The sequence below is a fragment of the Acinetobacter lwoffii genome (assembly GCF_029024105.1).
Lineage (GTDB): Bacteria > Pseudomonadota > Gammaproteobacteria > Pseudomonadales > Moraxellaceae > Acinetobacter > Acinetobacter lwoffii.
The window spans coordinates 843,802-861,314 of the sequence record NZ_CP118963.1; the positions used below are offsets into that span (position 1 = coordinate 843,802).

At 45.5% G+C, this 17,513-nt stretch carries 18 protein-coding genes and 4 tRNA genes; 8 read left to right on the plus strand and 14 right to left on the minus strand.

The annotated features are described in order from the left end of the window. Window positions 1-23 precede the first annotated feature (23 nt). The 4 genes from PYW33_RS03930 (at window position 24) to PYW33_RS03945 (ending at window position 3,625) form a co-directional block, all read left to right on the plus strand. The gene (locus PYW33_RS03930) at window positions 24-509 is read left to right on the plus strand and encodes a DUF1289 domain-containing protein (RefSeq protein ID WP_026055735.1); all 486 of its coding nucleotides are present in this window, start codon (window positions 24-26) and stop codon (window positions 507-509) included. A 45-nt stretch (window positions 510-554) separates the two neighbouring features. Further along, complete coding sequence (locus PYW33_RS03935) at window positions 555-1,166, plus strand: LysE family translocator (RefSeq protein WP_004645787.1); 612 nt, start codon at window positions 555-557, stop codon at window positions 1,164-1,166. A 90-nt stretch (window positions 1,167-1,256) separates the two neighbouring features. After that, entirely contained in the window at window positions 1,257-3,062 is a 1,806-nt protein-coding gene (locus PYW33_RS03940; RefSeq protein ID WP_004645785.1) for a DUF2157 domain-containing protein, read from the plus strand. Further along, window positions 3,059-3,625, plus strand: coding sequence for a GDYXXLXY domain-containing protein (locus PYW33_RS03945; RefSeq protein WP_004645784.1), 567 nt, complete (start codon window positions 3,059-3,061; stop codon window positions 3,623-3,625). Before PYW33_RS03940 ends, PYW33_RS03945 begins: the two co-directional genes overlap by 4 nt. A 68-nt stretch (window positions 3,626-3,693) precedes the next feature. On the opposite strand, the gene panD is transcribed toward PYW33_RS03945, so the two are convergent. The 11 genes from panD to PYW33_RS04000 form a co-directional block, all read right to left on the minus strand. Continuing rightward, window positions 3,694-4,074 (minus strand): aspartate 1-decarboxylase, encoded by a 381-nt coding sequence (gene panD / locus PYW33_RS03950; protein WP_004280606.1) that lies wholly within the window; start codon window positions 4,072-4,074, stop codon window positions 3,694-3,696. A gap of 144 nt (window positions 4,075-4,218) precedes the next feature. Continuing rightward, on the minus strand, window positions 4,219-4,800 hold the full coding sequence (gene pth / locus PYW33_RS03955) for an aminoacyl-tRNA hydrolase (RefSeq protein ID WP_004645783.1): 582 nt from the start codon (window positions 4,798-4,800) through the stop codon (window positions 4,219-4,221). An 18-nt stretch (window positions 4,801-4,818) separates the two neighbouring features. Further along, on the minus strand, window positions 4,819-5,115 hold the full coding sequence (gene rplY / locus PYW33_RS03960; protein ID WP_004645781.1) for a 50S ribosomal protein L25: 297 nt from the start codon (window positions 5,113-5,115) through the stop codon (window positions 4,819-4,821). A 98-nt stretch (window positions 5,116-5,213) separates the two neighbouring features. After that, a complete protein-coding gene (locus tag PYW33_RS03965; RefSeq protein ID WP_004280601.1) occupies window positions 5,214-6,167 on the minus strand; it encodes a ribose-phosphate pyrophosphokinase in 954 nt (317 codons plus the stop codon). Window positions 6,168-6,203: 36 nt separating this feature from the next. After that, window positions 6,204-6,278, minus strand: a tRNA-Gln gene (locus PYW33_RS03970). A 92-nt stretch (window positions 6,279-6,370) separates the two neighbouring features. Then, window positions 6,371-6,445, minus strand: a tRNA-Gln gene (locus tag PYW33_RS03975). Window positions 6,446-6,465: 20 nt separating this feature from the next. Next, window positions 6,466-6,540: transfer RNA gene (locus tag PYW33_RS03980), tRNA-Gln, on the minus strand. Window positions 6,541-6,566: 26 nt separating this feature from the next. Continuing rightward, window positions 6,567-6,641: transfer RNA gene (locus tag PYW33_RS03985), tRNA-Gln, on the minus strand. A 2-nt stretch (window positions 6,642-6,643) separates the two neighbouring features. Then, entirely contained in the window at window positions 6,644-7,471 is an 828-nt protein-coding gene (ispE, locus tag PYW33_RS03990) for a 4-(cytidine 5'-diphospho)-2-C-methyl-D-erythritol kinase (protein WP_034605855.1), read from the minus strand. 21 nt (window positions 7,472-7,492) lie between these two features. After that, the gene (gene lolB / locus PYW33_RS03995; protein ID WP_004645779.1) at window positions 7,493-8,071 is read right to left on the minus strand and encodes a lipoprotein insertase outer membrane protein LolB; all 579 of its coding nucleotides are present in this window, start codon (window positions 8,069-8,071) and stop codon (window positions 7,493-7,495) included. Between the two features lie 7 nt (window positions 8,072-8,078). Beyond that, window positions 8,079-9,791 (minus strand): tetratricopeptide repeat protein, encoded by a 1,713-nt coding sequence (locus PYW33_RS04000; RefSeq protein WP_034605853.1) that lies wholly within the window; start codon window positions 9,789-9,791, stop codon window positions 8,079-8,081. A gap of 79 nt (window positions 9,792-9,870) precedes the next feature. On the opposite strand from PYW33_RS04000, the gene hemA reads away from it, so the two are divergent. Next, window positions 9,871-11,160, plus strand: a complete 1,290-nt coding sequence (gene hemA, locus PYW33_RS04005) for a glutamyl-tRNA reductase (protein WP_004645777.1) — start codon at window positions 9,871-9,873, stop codon at window positions 11,158-11,160. Window positions 11,161-11,299: 139 nt separating this feature from the next. Here hemA and PYW33_RS04010 read toward each other — a convergent pair whose 3' ends face one another. Both PYW33_RS04010 and PYW33_RS04015 read right to left on the minus strand, forming a co-directional pair. Beyond that, the gene (locus tag PYW33_RS04010) at window positions 11,300-13,222 is read right to left on the minus strand and encodes a DNA primase (protein WP_004645776.1); all 1,923 of its coding nucleotides are present in this window, start codon (window positions 13,220-13,222) and stop codon (window positions 11,300-11,302) included. 225 nt (window positions 13,223-13,447) lie between these two features. Next, window positions 13,448-14,413 (minus strand): outer membrane protein assembly factor BamD, encoded by a 966-nt coding sequence (locus PYW33_RS04015; protein WP_004645775.1) that lies wholly within the window; start codon window positions 14,411-14,413, stop codon window positions 13,448-13,450. A 71-nt stretch (window positions 14,414-14,484) separates the two neighbouring features. Between PYW33_RS04015 and rluD the strand changes: the two genes are divergently transcribed. The 3 genes from rluD to PYW33_RS04030 are packed head-to-tail and all read left to right on the plus strand — an operon-like array spanning window position 14,485 to window position 16,914. Beyond that, window positions 14,485-15,537, plus strand: coding sequence for a 23S rRNA pseudouridine(1911/1915/1917) synthase RluD (gene rluD / locus PYW33_RS04020; RefSeq protein ID WP_004645774.1), 1,053 nt, complete (start codon window positions 14,485-14,487; stop codon window positions 15,535-15,537). 35 nt (window positions 15,538-15,572) lie between these two features. Then, the gene (gene pgeF / locus PYW33_RS04025) at window positions 15,573-16,313 is read left to right on the plus strand and encodes a peptidoglycan editing factor PgeF (protein ID WP_004645772.1); all 741 of its coding nucleotides are present in this window, start codon (window positions 15,573-15,575) and stop codon (window positions 16,311-16,313) included. A 40-nt stretch (window positions 16,314-16,353) separates the two neighbouring features. Further along, window positions 16,354-16,914, plus strand: coding sequence for a flavodoxin family protein (locus PYW33_RS04030; protein ID WP_004645771.1), 561 nt, complete (start codon window positions 16,354-16,356; stop codon window positions 16,912-16,914). Between the two features lie 55 nt (window positions 16,915-16,969). Here the strand turns inward: PYW33_RS04030 and smpB are convergent, their stop codons facing one another. Continuing rightward, window positions 16,970-17,449: an SsrA-binding protein SmpB gene (smpB, locus tag PYW33_RS04035; protein ID WP_004280586.1), complete on the minus strand. Its 480-nt coding sequence runs from the start codon at window positions 17,447-17,449 to the stop codon at window positions 16,970-16,972. Window positions 17,450-17,513 lie beyond the last annotated feature (64 nt).

Genomic DNA, 17,513 nt, shown 5'->3' on the forward strand with positions numbered 1-17,513 from the left:
TTGCAGTATCTTTGGAGTGTGTTTTGAGTTCAGATCGTCGTATTGCGTCTTTAACCCCATGTGCAGGGCGTTGCTCGACCGTATTTGGTGATGCGGTATGTCGTGGTTGTCGCCGTTTTAATCATGAAGTGATCCACTGGAATACGTATAGTACCGAGCAGCATCGTGCCGTGTGGCAGCGACTGGATGCACAGCTGGATCAGATTCTGGTACCGCTATTGCCGCATGCTGATCTTGTCAAAGTGCAGGCCTTTGTGCTGTCGAAACGGGTGCGCTTGCGTGATGACGCTTCCAAAGGGCGCAAGCTGTATCATGCTTTAAAGCTGTGTGAGAAAAATCGGCATTTTACCGACGATAGTGGTTTGGGTATTCATTATAAGCAGGTGCGTCCCTTGTGGGATGAGTTTGAGCGTCGGATCTTGGCCTTGGCTACCGCCAGTTATGATCTGGCTTTTCTGCGGGCAGATGGCATCAGTCAGCATCTGATTCATATACAAGAAGAGGATTAAGTCCTCTTTTTTTATGCATAAAAATAACAATAGCTGAGGGGTGGCATGAATATTAGTGAATATTTTTTATATTGTCTGGCTGTTGTGGTGATGATCGCTACACCTGGCCCAGTGATGTTGCTGGTGGCCAGTGCCGGTTTAAAAGGTGGTTATGCGGCGGCTTTAAGAACCATTTTTGGTACCAATTTCGCCTCTCTGGTGTTAATTGCCTTATCGGTATTGAGTCTAAAAGGTTTACTGGTCATTAATGAGCAATGGCTGGATGCCATCAAGCTGTTGGGCTGTTTGTATATTGGCTATCTGGGCTGGCAGATTTTCCGTGAAGTTATTTTTAAGCCGCAGGATCAAACTCAGGAGAGTCTAGTTCCTGTGCGTGGCGGTTTTCGACAAGGTTTTCTGGTTGGCATTTCCAATCCTAAGGACATTATTTTCTTTGCGGCTTTTTTCCCGCAATTTATCGGAATTACCCCCGATCTTGATTTAAGTTTAATCATTCTGACTTTGAGCTGGATCATCCTGGATTTTCTGACGTTGTCTGTGGTGTATTTGGGTTTCAACCACTTATCCCATTCTCGACTCTATCCACATTTGCTGGCATTGTGCGGCATGATTCTGCTCATGATTGCAGGGTACGGAATTTATCAAATCCTGATTTAAAAATGTACAGCATACTTGGACTGTTCCTGCCTGGCATATCCTGCAAAAATCATGCTAAGGTGAAATCAAATAAAAATTGAACAGATTAGCATGTCCAGAACAGTACCATCGCCAGATCGTCCATTTTCCCCGCTGTTATTTATTCAACCTGCTGTGATTCAAATTCTTCAAATCATTGGGCTGGCGCTGATCGCTGTCAGTATCGTGTATCTGCTGGCAGCAAACTGGTGGATGCTTCCCAAATTCATCCAGCTGTTTATTCCTCAAATTTTATTGCTGGGTTCGGCATTGCTGAGTGTGTGTTTCGCTGCGCGGGAAAAGTTAAGACAAAGTCTGGATACTGTATCGGGTCTAATGTTGGGCTTAAGTCTGGCCGTGATTGGACAGATTTATCAGACGGGTGCTGACAGTTATCAGTTATTTCTGCTTTGGGCTTTACTGTTGCTGCCTTGGCTGTATCGGCTGAATATTGGGATCTTTGCATTATTTTGTGTGGTCAGCCAACTAGCACTCTATTTTTATTTTAAACAAAGCTTTTGGTTGGTGCGTGCTGAAACTCTTTATTTGCTCGGTCTGAATCTTTTGACAGGGCTAAGTATGATCTATGCCTTACGTTATTATCCGGTTTTACGCTATCTGTTTATCGCCGTCGTGGTGCTCATTTCGGTAGTGAGTATGTTCCGGTTTATCGACTCGGATTCGATCTGGTATTTGGCTTCGGTGCTGGTTCTGCCTGTTTTATTCAGTGTTTATTTCTATACCCGAAAGCAACAGCTTGAAACCAGTTTGCTTGTTGCAGGACTGGCCCTGAGTTTTAGTGTTCTCATTTTTGATCTCACTCAGCAATATTTACAGGATTCTGCCGCTGGCTTATTGGTACTAGCTTTGCTGATATTCAGCTGGTTTGCAGCTATTACCGGTCTGCTGATCAAGCTGTTGCCCAAGAGCCGATTTTCGGTCATTCCACTGGCCCTTGGCGCATGGATTGCTGGTGTGATCTTAGCCATCTTGTTGCTGACTTATTGGGAAAGTTTTTCGATTCTGATGGGAATCATTTTTATCGCGGTCGCCTGGTGGTTGATTCGTAGCAAGCCCTCAGTTTTTCTGCGACAATTGGCTTATTGTTTATGGGTTTGCGGTCAGGCCGCGGTATTGATTCATACTCAATTACTCACAGAGAGCCTATTGCTGATCTGGCTGATACAGGTCGGCATTACGCTGCTGACTATCATGAGTCGTATGCATTGGCTGGTGGTACTGTTGCAACTGTTACTCGCACATATACTGGGAATTGCAGTTCTGGTCGAGCAACATGCATTTTTTCAGGATCAGCGCCTGCTGACGTGGATCATGCTGCTGAATTACAGTGTTCTGACTGTGGCTTTGATTACTGCGAGATACTGGCTCGCTTCAGCTTATGCCAAAAGCGTGAATTTATGGATGATCAGTATTTTGGCGGTGACGGCTATTTTTCAATGCCTGCTGCAATTTGGTGTGGCTCAGCAATTGCAGCCTCGCGGTATGGATGAAGCGATTATTTTCTATATTTTGCCAGCGCTCTGGCTATTGAGTTTTGTAGCGATTCATCTCAAGCAATTTTCATGGATTCAACTCTGGCTGATTCCTGCCGCGGGAATTCTGCTGATTGCATTGGGTTACTTTGAAATTTTTATCATTCTGGTATTTATGGCCTGGGCCATGGTGAATCAACAACGATTGATGCAAGCCTTGAGCATTTTGCTGCTGATCTTCTGGTTGTGGTTGCTGTATTACAATCTGGGACTCAGCTTTTTATTTAAAAGTGTCAGTATTTTTGCCTCAGGTGTGCTGGTGTTGTTTCTGGCCTATGTGTGGAGTTCACCGAAGTTTCAGCTGAAAGCAGGAGTAGCCTCATGAAAAAGTTTCTGGCGCTGCACCTGAGTATTTTTAGTATTGCTTTATTCGTAGGTTTAATTGTCCAGCATGAATGGCATCTGGCCAAAAGTGACAGCATCTTTGTAGAGTTAGCGCCAGTCGATCCGCGTTCGATCCTGCAAGGGGATTATATGGCACTGAACTATGATCTGCATTTTAGCGCAGTGGCAGCGAGGAATGGTTCCGAACAGCCTGTTTCTGACATCTGGATTGAAGATTTTGAAAATCAATCGCATGTGATGAGTTATGTGCAGCTGGATCAGCAGCGCAGAGTCATCAAAACCAGTTTTGATCAAAGCACATTAAATCAGTCGGAACGTTCAGCCCGATTAATGCTGAAAAACCCACGCAATACTTTTGAGGCTTTATATCCTGCTGCTAACAGTTTCATGTTCGCCGAAGGCCTGGAGCCTTGTTATCGTAATGCCAAATTTGCAGAGCTGAAAGTGAAGGAAAATGGTAAGGCCTTGTTATTTGATTTGCTGGATCAACAATTAAAACCTTTAAACTGTGAAAGCTCTAAAAGCTGGCGAGAGGGCAGTTAAACAGGTCAATATTCCAGTATTAAAAAAGCCCGCAATGTGCGAGCTTTTGGGTATCTGGTCTGATCGGCTTATGCAACTTGTACCGGAATACAGTTGGCAGTGTGGCTGACTGTATTGTTTGGGTTAGCATAAACCAAACGAGGCTGATGGGCATTCGCTTCAGCTTCAGTGAAATCGCCAAAGGTTGCAATAATCACGATATCGCCTACATCGGCCTGATGTGCAGCGCCACCATTCACTGAAATAATGCCTGAATTGTCTTCGCCACGAATTGCATAAGTTGCAAAACGTTTACCATTGGTCACGTTCCACACATGAATTTCTTCGTATTCACGAATGCCAGCCAAATCCATCAAAACGCCATCAATTGCACATGAACCTTCATAGTGTAGTTCTGCATGTGTAACGTGAGCGCGGTGAATTTTGCATTTTAATAAACGAGATAGCATGGCTAGCGTCCCCTGAGTTGACCTAAGAGTTTGATCATTTGGTTAAATCAATCTTGCTTGCTGTATGGTGAACAATCGAGCAAACGCATTTTGCGCTTAAATAAACTTTCTGGCAAGCGGAATTGTCCAGCAATTTTTGAATGTTTAGTTCGGCTTATATGCGTTAATTTGATTCATGGCTTGCTGTACTTCACCATTCACCAGCATTTTTGTGCGGGCGAGGGCATGGGAAATCGCATCATCCATTAAGTTCTGTTCGCTGCTAGGTGCTTTACTGAGCACATGACCGGAAACACGGTCTTTGGCACCAGGATGACCAATTCCAATACGCAGGCGATGGAAGTTTGAACCAATATGCGGAACGATATCGCGTAGACCATTATGACCACCGTGACCACCGCCAGTTTTCAGGCGAATGACACCAGGATTCATGTCTAATTCATCATGGGCAATCAGGATCGATTCAGGTGCGATATTGTAGAATTTGGCGAAAGGAACAACACTTTTACCGGAAAGGTTCATAAAGGTTGTCGGTAGAAGAAGACGGACGTCTTGACCTTCGATATTGCCACGACCGCTAAATCCATTGAATTTCGGGTCTTTTTTGAGGGTAATGCCATATTGGTCTGCAAGGCGTTCTACGAACCAGAAGCCTGCATTATGGCGGGTTTGGGCATACTCAGAACCTGGGTTACCCAAACCAACAATCAGTGAAATATTTGACACTAATTACACCATTAACACTTATGCGCGTTTGAAGTCAGCGTGCATTGGTGTGTTTTTAGCTGGGTGACGTTGTAACGCTTGGATTTTAACGCTTTCAACTTTACCGTCTACATCAATTTCGATAACTTCTTCAAAGAATGAATTGTTTTCTAAGAATTTAACAAGCTGACGAAGCTCAACAGTAATTGCTACAGGAGCAGCTTCACCACCGTAGATGATTGCAGGAACTTTAGCTTGAAGACGAAGGCGGCGGCTCGCACCTTTCCCTTGAACTGCTTCTTCACGTGCTGCTGCGTTTAATACGAAGTTTGCCATGATAGACATCCTATTTAAGTTAAATGAACCAGACTTGCGACCAGTCTAGTGAGTAAAAGCCCTACCAAATGGCAGGGCTTTGAAAATTCAGCGCTCTATTATAGATAAGAATCGAACATTGCGCTAATAGATTCTTCGTTGTTAATACGACGAATCGTTTCGGCAACCATGCTGGCTACTGAAACCTGGCGAATCTTGCCCAGAGCTAAAGCTTCATCAGAAAGAGGAATGGTATCAGTCACAACCAGTTCATCAATCACAGAATTCTTTAAGTTTTCAATCGCTTTACCAGAAAGTACTGGATGCGTTGCATACGCAACAACCTTGCGAGCACCGAAAGTTTTCAATGCATCAGCAGCTTTGCATAACGTACCAGCAGTATCTACCATGTCATCAACGATGACACAATCACGATCTTTTACATCGCCAATCAAATGCATCACTTGTGATTCATTCGCTTTTTGACGACGCTTATCGATGATTGCAAGATCGATATCGCCCATTTGTTTCGCAACAGCACGTGCACGCACTACACCACCTACGTCAGGTGAAACCACCATCAGGTTGTGATGCGACTGTTGACGCAAGTCAGCAAGTAGCGCTGGTGTACCGTAGATGTTGTCTACAGGGATATCGAAGAAGCCTTGGATCTGGTCAGCGTGCAAGTCGATCATCACAACACGGTCAACGCCTACAGTAGTGAGCATGTCTGCTACAACTTTTGCAGTAATTGGAACACGTGCTGAACGTGGACGACGGTCTTGACGAGCATAACCAAAATAAGGAATCACGGCAGTAATACGACCTGCACTTGCACGACGCAAAGCATCAGCCATTACTAAGATTTCCATCAGGTTATCGTTAGTTGGGGCACAAGTAGGTTGTACGATAAATACGTCTTTACCACGAACGTTTTCAGTAATCTCGACAGCAATTTCACCGTCAGAGAACTGACCTACAGAGGCAGCGCCTAGAGGAATATGTAAGTGACTTACGACTTTTTGAGCGAATTGTGGATGCGCAGATCCACTAAAAACGACAAGATTGGGCATGAAGCACCCTTGGCGGTTGGGATATATGGGAATAGATGGCAGGGGTAGCTGGATTCGAACCAACGGATGCCGAGATCAAAACCCGGTGCCTTACCACTTGGCGATACCCCTAATGCGGCAGAACTTTAATATTTTTGCGGTAAAGTGTCAAGGTAAATTAACAGTCTTACAGCAAATGAGTGCTCTGTCTTTTTTCGAGAAAATGGCAGGGGCGGCTGGATTCGAACCAACGGATGCCGAGATCAAAACCCGGTGCCTTACCACTTGGCGACGCCCCTAAATTTGATGAACTGTAAGATGGCAGGGGTAGCTGGATTCGAACCAACGGATGCCGAGATCAAAACCCGGTGCCTTACCACTTGGCGATACCCCTAATACAGTACATCTACAGGTGAAGAATGGCAGGGGTAGCTGGATTCGAACCAACGGATGCCGAGATCAAAACCCGGTGCCTTACCACTTGGCGATACCCCTATTTACACTTTAAACTGAACTAAAGGTGATTCTTGTAAACTGTTGACCAAGTAAGCTTTACATGGTGCATTTGCAAGAATATCTTCGATATTCAGATTTTCAGTGACTTCAATAAACACACAAGCACCTGTACCTGTAAGCTTTGCTTTTCCGAACTGGTCGAGATATTGCATTGCTTCATCGACTTCAGGATATAAGCTTCTTGCCAGTGGCTCAAAGTTATTTCCAAAATCAGATGGCGTTTCCTGATAGGCGCAAAATTTAGAGCTCTTCGTGTCTCTTGTCAATGCTTTTTGCGAAAAAAGCAGTTGAGTGCTGATAAAACAATCAGGTTTTAACACAATGAATTTTTTTTGATCTAAGTCTATGAATGTTAAGTGTTCGCCAATGCCTTCGGCCCAGGCATTTTTGCCATGCACAAATATTGGCACATCTGCGCCTAGCTTGACCCCGAGTTCTGCCAGTTGTTCAATATTTAAACCGCACTGCCAGAGTTGGTTCAGCACAACCAGGGTCGTCGCGGCATTGGAAGAGCCGCCACCGAGACCTGCACCCATCGGGATATTTTTTTCCAGACGAATTTTTAGTCCAGAGAGCGTCTTAGCATAGGGCTTCAACAACTGTATCGCCCGATAGATTAAATTCTGTTGCAGATCCACTGAGGCCAGACCTTCTATCTGAATCGCATCATCAGCACTTTGTTCAAACTCCAGCCAGTCATATAGGTCAATCAGCTGAAAAATACTTTGCAGCTCATGATAGCCATTTTCACGGCGACCGGTGATATGTAAAAACAAATTCAGTTTAGCAGGCGAGGGAACACGAATCATCATGGGCTGGAATCAGGTCAATTAACGGTTTTCAATGATCATTGTAATACGGTTTTCTGCACCATTTCCAAGTGACTGCTTTAAAATCAAACGGTTTGGCATTTTGGCCTGCGCATTATAATTGAGATCGACCGTCCAGCCCTGTTCGATAATCTGGTTAATTCGCTGTGTATCGTCTTTTTGTAATTTGGCAGTCGTGGTAGCAGGGCGGGCTTGTACCCAATCGACTAAATAACTGATCGGCGCTTGCCAGCCGGTTGCACGTTGCAGTAATTCTTCGGCACTGGCTGCCTGAATCACACCGGTTTTTGCGCTGTTTAAGGTCACTTGTCCCGGTGTGCCAGAAATCTGGGTTTTACCGACGCCTAAGATACCGCTGAGCTCAATATCGAATTCTTCCTGCTGTTGTACCCAGGTAAAGAATGCGCTGCCAGTCTGTTGAGGGGTACGAACGCCAATTTTACCTTGCAGCTGAAATTGATTCTCTGCCTGTACAGACGGGGTGGCAGGCGCTTGAGGCTTGATCATCTGCTGACAGCCAGTTAAAAATAAAGCAGTGGCTGCAAAGGCACAGCAGCCCAATTGGCTCAAATTGCGCATAAATTAATTAACTCGTTTTGGTTTGTGGTGCTAACAATAGCGAATTAAGTTGTTTCAATTCTGGGTCATTTGGATGGTTTTGTTGTAATTGTTGTAACACTTGGTGGAATTGTTGTAGATCACCTTTCATGTACAAGGAACGGGCATAACGCACGCCAATCTTCACATTCGGATTCAATTGATAGGCTTTGTATAACACATCCGCAGCTGTGGTGAAGTCATTCTGTAAATAACAGATATAACCATAGGTATCCAGAATCGATGCCTGTTCTGGTGCATATTCTAGTGCCTGTTCGACATAGCGGCGTGCTTCTTCGAGGCGACGGTTTTGCATCGCCAGGGTATAGGCATAGGCATTCAGATAGGTCGGACTGTTCGGTTCAATTTTAAGTAAAGTGCTGAGTAGTTCATCCAGCTTGACGCGATCCTGATGGGGATCCAGCAACAGAACTTGCGAATAGACCAGTTCAGGGTCATCCGGCAGGTTTTTGCTGGCTTCTTCCAACAGGCGAATCGCAGCTTTTTTATTCTGCATGCGCGTCAAAATATCCGCCTGTGCTAGATAGAGGAAGCTGGCATGTTGTGGATAATTCACCCTTTCCTGGGTTAAGAAACGCAGCGCATCATGCAGCTTATCCTGCTGGGCGAAAATCGAGATCATGTTGCGACGTGAGACGGTGTAAAGACTGCCATCGACCAGACGATAATAAGCTTTCGCCGTTTCATAATGCTGTTTGCGTTCTGCATTCACCGCCAAGTAATAATAGGCTTCGTTTTGATATTGCGCAGAATAACGCAGTTCGACCAGATATTTTTCGGCTTTCTCGTATTCTTCCAAGTCAATACTGGTCAGTCCGGCAATGAACAGGGCTTCTTCAGCAGTCGGCCATTTTTTTAGAATGTCTTGCAGTTTTTTCAGAGCCAAAGTCGCTTCGTTCAGCTTGACCAGATATTTGACTTCGGCCAGACGTACATCCAGATTATTACGGTGTTTACCGCTGGATTTTTCATACCATTGCAGTGTCGCCTGAGTATCGCCGAGTGCATTGAGCAGATTGGCCTTCATCAGGATATAGCCGGTCGCATTCGGACGTTTTTTTAAGGCGCGGTTAACTGTATTTAAAGCCTGTTCAAGCTGACCATTTTGTGCTTCCAGACCGGCCACTAGCACCAGAATAGATGGATTGTCCTTGGCTTTAGTGGTGCTTAAGGCCTGAATCAGATAAGTACGATCCTCTGTGCCTTCCGGTGAAATTCCGGCGAGAATTTCTTCCAGATCGGCACTGTCATCAATTTGCAGGATTTTTTCTAAGGTCTCAGCAGCCAGCTCATATTCATGCGCTTTAAGGGCAATATGTGATAAATAAAATAAAGCAGGGACGTCTTGTGGCTCTTGTACCACCCAGTGCGTGGAGATATCTAGTGCTGCCTGTAGGTCATCATGTTCCAGCGCGACATTCAGTGCACGCTGCTTGACTGAAGTGGAATTGCTCTTGATCGCCAGCACCGTATAGTTGTGCAAAGCAGTCGGAATGTCATGTGCAGCGATGGCAAACTCAGCCATCATACTTTGTTTTATCGCATCATAATTTTGATTTGCATGGTAAACTGCTTCCGCTGCATAGAGATGCGCAGTCGAAGCCATGCTACCCACCAGTAGGAATGTGGTAGAATATTGCTTAATTGTAGGGCCGTTGATACGGCTAATTGTTTGACGCAATTTTTTATTGATCCAAGTAATGCTTTTTATGACACCGATGTTGCACAATAGCATAAATTTAGTGAAATGATGACCTGATATGTCTTTCTTTGCATTGGGTGTCAACCATCAAACTGCCTCTGTAGAACTGCGCGAACAAGTGGCTTTTAACCCTGAAAAGTTAAGTGCCATTCTTGCCGAGCAAAGCCAACACCCTGAACTGAACGACATGGTGGTGGTGTCTACATGTAACCGGACCGAAGTTTACGCCATGTCTGACAATGCTGACATGGTGCTGAACTGGCTCGCCCAGAAAAATGGGGTGGATGTCAAACAACTGCAACATCATGTCTATCGTTATGAAAATGCCCAGGCAGTGACGCATCTGATGCGTGTTGCCAGTGGTCTGGATTCACTGATGCTAGGTGAACCACAAATTCTGGGACAGGTCAAAACCGCACTTTCTCTGGCCAAAGACTCTCATACCGTTTCGCAAAACCTGAACCGCATTTTTGAATATGCTTTTTATGCCGCTAAACGTGTGCGTTCGGAAACGGCTGTCGGCAGTCATGCAGTCTCGATGGGCTATGCGGTGGCACAACTTGCTCTGCAAGTATTTAGTCATCCGGACAAGCTGACCATTATGGTGGTAGCAGCCGGGGAGATGAACAGTCTGGTGGCCAAACACCTCGCAGAGATGGGGGTGGGCAAGATTATTATCTGTAACCGTACCCGCGAGCGTGCGGATATTCTGGCACAGGAAATTGCACATCGAGTTGAAGTCGAAATTATAGATTTTGATCAGCTTGCAGAAAATCTGCATCGTGCCGATGTCATTTCCAGTTGTACCGGCAGTTTGCATCAGGTGATTCACTATCCTGATATCAAGGCAGCATTAAAGAAACGCCGTTACCAGCAGATGCTGCTGGTCGATCTGGCAGTGCCACGCGATATTGATGCCAAAGTAGAAAGCCTGGACGGGGTTTATCTGTATGGGGTCGATGACCTGCAAAGCGTGATTGAGGAAAATCTGGCACAGCGCCGTCAAGCGGCTGTTGAGGCTGAGATCATGGTCAATCAGCTGGCTACAGAACTGATGACCCAGCAAAAGGTCAAACAGGCCGGGGCGACCATTCATGCCTATCGTGACCACGGGGAAACATTACGTCAGGAAGAATTGTCACTGGCAATGCAGCGTATTGCCAAGGGCGAAAAGGCGGAAACGGTACTGGCCGAGTTTTCACATCGTTTAACCCAAAAACTGTTGCATCCAACTTCTATTGTGCTGCGTGAGGCGGCCAAAGCGGAAGATCCTACCTATTTTGAGCTGTTACAGGAAGAACTGGGCAATGTAGTCGCGAAGCGTCGTAAATCCAGGCATTCAGTTTAATTAGTATGATCGGGTTATGGGCTGTTTTTTGATATATATGTCAGCATACAACCCAGCTAGATGATTTGAAAAGTGTGTAAATAATACTGTAAGCTAACACCGACCTCCTTTGATTTAAAAGAATCAATAATTTGAAAAATCAGTCTTCTAACAATGTCATGGAACGTTTGCGGTCAATCTCATAAATCTGCATTTTCAGGTTTTTCATTTCTGCAATACTGTTAAATTTCTTGGATTTAATCTTGTTTTTTAAACACTGATATTGCAGCTTGGTGGAAAAATCAGCCGCGAGCTTATCGGCCTGTTCCGGCGATGAGGTGTAATCGCTGACATTGGCATGCTGCAGAATATGCTGCAGTTCATGATGATGGGCTGCGCAGGCACCGAGCACATAATAGATCGACAGTTCAGGATCATCCGGCAAGTCATCAAAAATCACATTCAGAATATTCAAAATCTTAAACAGCAACTGATCTTCCGCTACTAGCGCGCGCAGTGGTTCAAAATGAATATACAGATAAGGATGATTCATCAAGATCGCAATCACATATTCTTCAGCATCAATTTTGGTACTAAAGCTTAAAGATGCATCTGTATTGACCTTAGGTTGCCATTTACGATTAAAGCCCAGTTTTTCGCGGAAAAATTGCTGCAGCAGATAACGGAAGGAGCCGTGTTTGGGCAGTAATTCGGTCAGATTTTTTAGTTCACCCATAACCTGACTCTTGCCTTCTGGGGTGGTGATATCCTGATTTTGGGTCAGATGGGCAAACACGAAGTCCGACATCAACGGTGCCTGATCCAGCAAGCGTCTGAAGTTTTCTATCCCTTCACGGCGGATCAATGAATCTGGGTCATGGTCAGCGGGCAAAACAAAGAACTTCAGCTCTCGGCCATCATTCAGCAGGGGCAGGGCAATGTCCAAGGTACGGCGCGCTGCTTTTTGACCGGCAGCATCCCCATCAAAGGCAATGGTCAGCCGGTTGCTCTGCTTGAACAGAATATTCAGGTGGTCGGTATTACTCGCTGTGCCTAAAGTCGCCACTGCGCCATGAATGCCATATTGCTGAAGCGCAATCACATCCATATAGCCTTCGACCATCAGCCATTCTTGGGCTTTCTGTTTGCGGCCCTCATAGAGGCCGTACAGCAACTGGTTTTTATGGAAGACTTCAGAATCTGGCGAGTTGATGTATTTCGGCTTGATCTCGTCATTCAGGGCACGGCCGCCAAAGCCGACCACACGGCCCTTGGTATCACGGATCGGGAAAATGACTCGTTCACGCAGCAGGTCAAAATCACGGCCACTGTCGCTGGTGCGAATCAGACCTAAAAGTTTTAAGCCCTCAATATCCTGAGGAAAGGCTTTTTCCAGATGTTGCCAGTCTTCAGGCGCATAGCCTAAGCGCCAATAGGCAATGGTCTCTGCAGTCAGACCACGCTGCTTGAAGTATTGCTGGGCACTCGGGCTATTTGGGAGTTGGCGCTCATAGAACTGCGCGATATTTTCTAGCAGGTCGTAGAGGTTACCGTCTTGCTGAACTTCCGCCATCGGTAGGTGTTCAAAAGAAGCAAAAGGGTCACCATAAAAATCCTGTTCGACTGTCTGAAACTCTGCAAATGGATCGAAACTCGCCGTAGATGCAGCATTATTATTTTCTGTTGGAGCGTTATTCTGTTGCGGCTGAGTTTGTGGTGCAGTTTGAGCAGGCACGATTTTGGGTTTGGCTGCTTCACGTTTATATTTTAATTTATTGGAATCAGTATTGTCTTTAGGCAGTTCGATGCCCGTCTGGCTGGACAGGTCTTTCATCACTTCGACAAAATTACGGCTGCCAATGTCCATTAAAAAACGGATGGCATTACCGTTGGCTTGACAGCCAAAACAGTGAAAATACTGTTTGTCACGATAGACGTGGAAAGACGGTGATTTTTCCTGATGAAAAGGGCAGCAGCCTGAATAGGTACGGCCTGTTTTTTTCAGTTTTACGAATTGACCAATCACATCGACAATATCGGTGCGATCGAGAATCTGATCAATCGTATGTTGAGGAATGGCCATGGTCTGCTGAGCTTCTCGTGCTGGAATCTAAGGTCTAAATCACTGAAAAAATGAAAATAGTCTAGTTGGACATTGAATATTTCAAGTTCCTTTGTATACCTTTTGCACGTTTTGTTCAAGCCTGGGCAAGACAACGCAAAAGGGCAAGTATGATACCTTGCCCTTGAGGAAAATGCACCTGTAAAGCGCTGTCTTATTTGCTGATGCTGCCGGCCTTCTTTAGCTTTATTCAGCCGTTTTAGGACGATCCAGCAAACCAAATGAAATGCGATTGGTGATGCTGCGCTTTTCATTTTCTGGCGCATCAGACTGTGCATCGGTGTCGGTTACAGTCTTGGCTTCTTTACCAAAAATACCCAGTGTCGCGCGGTTAAAGAAGCTGCCTTCACTACGCGCTGCACGCAGATTCACCGTCCCATCTGATTTCACCAGATTCGGATAATTCAGCTTTAATACATCCACATATTGCTGAGAAGTCGCTTTATCACCTAGCTGAGCATAGCCATAAGCAACCGTTGCCAGTGCTTCTGGAATCTGCGGAGTTTGAGGATAATGTTCAATCACCCACAAGCCACGTTCAACTGCTGCCAGATAAGCCTTACGCTTGATGTTGAAACGTGCTGCGTTCATTTCATGCTCAGCCAGTTCCTGACCGATAAACTGCATACGCTGTGCTGCATCCACTGCATAAGTGCTAGATGGATAGCGGCGAATGAAATCAACAAAATTCTGGTAAGCCACTTTCAGGTAGCTGACATCACGATGCGACTGTTTCAGCGAGGTATAACGCAGCAGGCCGTTATAGTTCTGTTCCATATTTGAGACACCGCGTACATAGTAGGCATAGTCGACATTTGGATGTTGCGGGTTCAGACGGATAAAACGCTCTGCCAGTGCGACCGCACCTTCATAATCTTTTTGCTGGAATTTCACATACAACAGTTCCAGTTGCGCTTGCGGGGCATACTGACTGGTCGGGAAATAAGTTTCCAGCGCTTCCAACTGTTTTGCTGCATCGGTATATTGATTACGATCTAGCGCTTTCTGTGCTTTTTGAATATAAACCTGTTCGCTAGATTCCGGACCTTTATCCACGACTTCTTTTTTTGGATTACTGCTACAGCCTACCATTGCCGATGCAATGCCTAATGTCACAGCAAGCATTGTCATTTTATAATGTGGTAGCGACATAAAAATTCCTCTGTTAATACGGGCAATGAGCTACAATTGCACTATTAAACCACTTTTGTCTGAATGAGCAAATGAGTCAAGCACAATCTTCCAATTCTAATATCCCTGATACTGATTTCAATTTACTTGAAGATTCTGAGGATGCAGATAACCATACTTCAGAAGCAACTGCAACACGTTTATCGTTGCAATTTCAACTGGATGAAACTTATATCGGGCAACGGATCGACCAGATTGCCGCAATGGTCTGGAGCGATTTTTCTCGAGAAAAATTAAAGCAATGGATTAAAGATGGCAATTTATTGGTGAATGGTCAACCAGTTAAGCCGAAATTTAAAAGTGATGGTTTTGAAACCCTGACTTTAAATGTTGAGCTTGAAGCGCAAACGCGCAGTCTGCCGGAAGACATTCCACTGGATATCATCTATGAAGATGATGACATTATGGTCATCAACAAACCAGTCGGTATGGTGGTACATCCGGGCGCTGGCAATAGTTCTGGCACCTTGGTGAATGCTTTATTGCATCACTATCCGAAATCGGCTGAACTGGCGCGTGCAGGTCTGGTACATCGTATCGATAAAGACACCAGTGGTCTGCTGGTCGTTGCCAAAAATCTGGAAGCACAGTTTTCTCTCAGCAAACAGCTTGAGAAAAAATCAGTATATCGCCTGTATGATCTGGTGGTTTACGGCAATATTATTGCTGGCGGTACCATTGATGAACCCATCAAACGTCATCCGGTAGATCGTGTGAAAATGACTGTACTTCCGGGCGGTAAAGACGCGGTGACGCATTACAACGTCAAAGAGCGTTTCCAGCACTTCACCCGTGTTCAAGCTCGTCTGGAAACTGGACGTACTCATCAGATTCGTGTGCATTTTAGCTATATCGGCTTTGGCTTGGTTGGTGATCAGGTGTATATGCCGCGTGTCCGTATGCCAGCAGGTGCATCGCAATTACTAGATGACACTTTACGTGGCTTTAAGCGTCAGGCCTTGCATGCCGTGCAACTCGGTCTGACCCATCCGCGTACCAAAGAGGAAATGACCTTTGAAGCGCCGTGGCCGGAAGACTTTGCCAATCTGGTGGAAGTGCTGCGTACCGAAAACAAAGCTTATTAATTTTAACTCAGTCAATGTCAGCGTAAGGAAACGAGATGCAATTTGTACCAGGACTTCCACAAGGTGTGTATGTGGGCCAGACTCGCGTTCACCATGCGAAAGTACAGCCATCAGCACAGCCTGAGCTTGCAGGTTTTAATCTGGCCTTGCATGTGCAGGATGATGCGCAACGGGTACAACAGCATCGTATGGCTTTATTGCAGGATTTCGCTGCGTTTGGCGTAGATAAAATTACCTGGATGACCCAGACGCATAGCACCATCTGTCATAGCATTAATGAGCAGATGCCATTTACCGCACTGGTCGGAGATGGTCTGGTGACGCAGAGCAAGGCACATGCTTTAATGATGATGACTGCAGATTGCTTGCCTGTAGTACTGGGAAATGCTGATGGCACAGAAGTTGCCAATCTGCATGCCGGTTGGCGGGGACTCGCAGGAGGTATTATCGAAAATACCATCGCAGCCATGCAAACTCCGCCGACCTGGGCCTGGCTCGGGGCGGCCATTAGTCAGCCATGTTTTGAAATTGGCGCTGAAGTAAAAGCTGCTTTTTGTAGTAAATATCCTGAACTGGACAGTGCATTTCAGCCCGGTGTACAGGCAGGTAAATATTATGCCGACCTGTATGCGATTGCGCGTTATATCTTGCAGCAACACGGCATAAATACCGTATTGGGCGGGGATCAGTGTTCTTATCGCCAGCCAGAGGAATATTTTTCTTATCGCCGTGAACCAAAAACAGGGCGTATGGCGACATTCGTGTTTATGGCATGAAAATGTTAAACTTAACTGAATTTTTTGGCTTTTGAGCGTTATGTCCCTATCTTCCAAATCTGTTGCGATTGTTTATCACAGTCCTTATGGACACACGGCTAAAGTGGCAAATTTTATTGCCGATGGTGCACGGGAAACCGGTGTTCAGGTGCATATGATGAATGTCGAACATATAGACTGGGATGTACTAGACGCCGCCGATGCAATTATCTTTGGTTGTCCGACCTATATGGGTAGCCTGACCTCTGCCATGAAGCTGTTTATGGAGCAATCCTCTAAGCGCTGGCTGGCACGTAGCTGGCAGGGAAAACTGGCAGCGGCTTTTACCAATGGTGGCGGACTTAGTGGTGACAAGCTGGCGGTCCTGCAGCAAATCAACCTGTTTGCCATGCAGCACGGGATGTTGTGGAGTGGATTGCCATTAATGCCGACAGGACGTGCCGTCACGGATCTGAACCGGATGTCGAGCTTTTTGGGTTTAATGACCCAGTCAGATAACGCACCGGTAGAAGTGACCCCACCTGAAGGCGATTTAAAAACTGCGTTCTGGTTTGGTGAATATATTGCTTTGACTCTAGCGCGTTTAAATAGCCATACTTAAAACCATAAAAAAACCTCCAAATGCGGAGGTTTTTTTATATTCAACTTTTAATCCATTATTTATGGAAAATTCGCGCTTTATCACGTTGCCAGTCACGGTCTTTTTCGGTGGCACGTTTGTCATGAAGCTGCTTACCTTTGACCAGAGCAATTTCCAGCTTGGCATGTGGACCTTTCCAGTAGCAGGCCAGTGGAACGCAGGAATAACCTTTCTGGTTAATCGCACCCATCAACTTTTCAATTTCACGGCGATTCAGCAACAGTTTGCGGGTACGGGTTGCTTCAGGCACCACATGGGTCGAAGCACTTAACAAGGGCTGAACCTGTGCACCAAACAAGAACGCTTCACCATTTTTAAAGGTAATATAACTTTCTACAATGGTCATGCGACCAGCGCGCATTGATTTGACTTCCCAGCCTTTTAATGAAAGCCCCGCTTCAAATTTCTCTTCAATAAAATAATCGTGGCGGGCACGTTTATTCAGTGCAATGGTACCGCCATTATTTTTTTTTACTACAATAGATGCTTTCGCCATAATCTGATACTTCCAAACGTGCTGCTATTGTACCGCAACTAGAAATAAGGTGAAGTTTTTTAAA

What these genes read in the sequence shown, in the direction of transcription:
- PYW33_RS03935 (WP_004645787.1), top strand. Translation starts at nt 555, where the DNA reads ATGAATATTAGTGAATATTTTTTATATTGTCTGGCTGTTGTGGTGATG.
- PYW33_RS03940 (WP_004645785.1), top strand. Translation starts at nt 1,257, where the DNA reads ATGTCCAGAACAGTACCATCGCCAGATCGTCCATTTTCCCCGCTGTTA.
- PYW33_RS03945 (WP_004645784.1), top strand. Translation starts at nt 3,059, where the DNA reads ATGAAAAAGTTTCTGGCGCTGCACCTGAGTATTTTTAGTATTGCTTTA.
- panD (WP_004280606.1), bottom strand. Translation starts at nt 4,074, where the DNA reads ATGCTATCTCGTTTATTAAAATGCAAAATTCACCGCGCTCACGTTACA.
- rplY (WP_004645781.1), bottom strand. Translation starts at nt 5,115, where the DNA reads ATGGCAAACTTCGTATTAAACGCAGCAGCACGTGAAGAAGCAGTTCAA.
- PYW33_RS03965 (WP_004280601.1), bottom strand. Translation starts at nt 6,167, where the DNA reads ATGCCCAATCTTGTCGTTTTTAGTGGATCTGCGCATCCACAATTCGCT.
- ispE (WP_034605855.1), bottom strand. Translation starts at nt 7,471, where the DNA reads ATGATTCGTGTTCCCTCGCCTGCTAAACTGAATTTGTTTTTACATATC.
- lolB (WP_004645779.1), bottom strand. Translation starts at nt 8,071, where the DNA reads ATGCGCAATTTGAGCCAATTGGGCTGCTGTGCCTTTGCAGCCACTGCT.
- hemA (WP_004645777.1), top strand. Translation starts at nt 9,871, where the DNA reads ATGTCTTTCTTTGCATTGGGTGTCAACCATCAAACTGCCTCTGTAGAA.
- PYW33_RS04010 (WP_004645776.1), bottom strand. Translation starts at nt 13,222, where the DNA reads ATGGCCATTCCTCAACATACGATTGATCAGATTCTCGATCGCACCGAT.
- PYW33_RS04015 (WP_004645775.1), bottom strand. Translation starts at nt 14,413, where the DNA reads ATGTCGCTACCACATTATAAAATGACAATGCTTGCTGTGACATTAGGC.
- rluD (WP_004645774.1), top strand. Translation starts at nt 14,485, where the DNA reads ATGAGTCAAGCACAATCTTCCAATTCTAATATCCCTGATACTGATTTC.
- pgeF (WP_004645772.1), top strand. Translation starts at nt 15,573, where the DNA reads ATGCAATTTGTACCAGGACTTCCACAAGGTGTGTATGTGGGCCAGACT.
- PYW33_RS04030 (WP_004645771.1), top strand. Translation starts at nt 16,354, where the DNA reads ATGTCCCTATCTTCCAAATCTGTTGCGATTGTTTATCACAGTCCTTAT.
- smpB (WP_004280586.1), bottom strand. Translation starts at nt 17,449, where the DNA reads ATGGCGAAAGCATCTATTGTAGTAAAAAAAAATAATGGCGGTACCATT.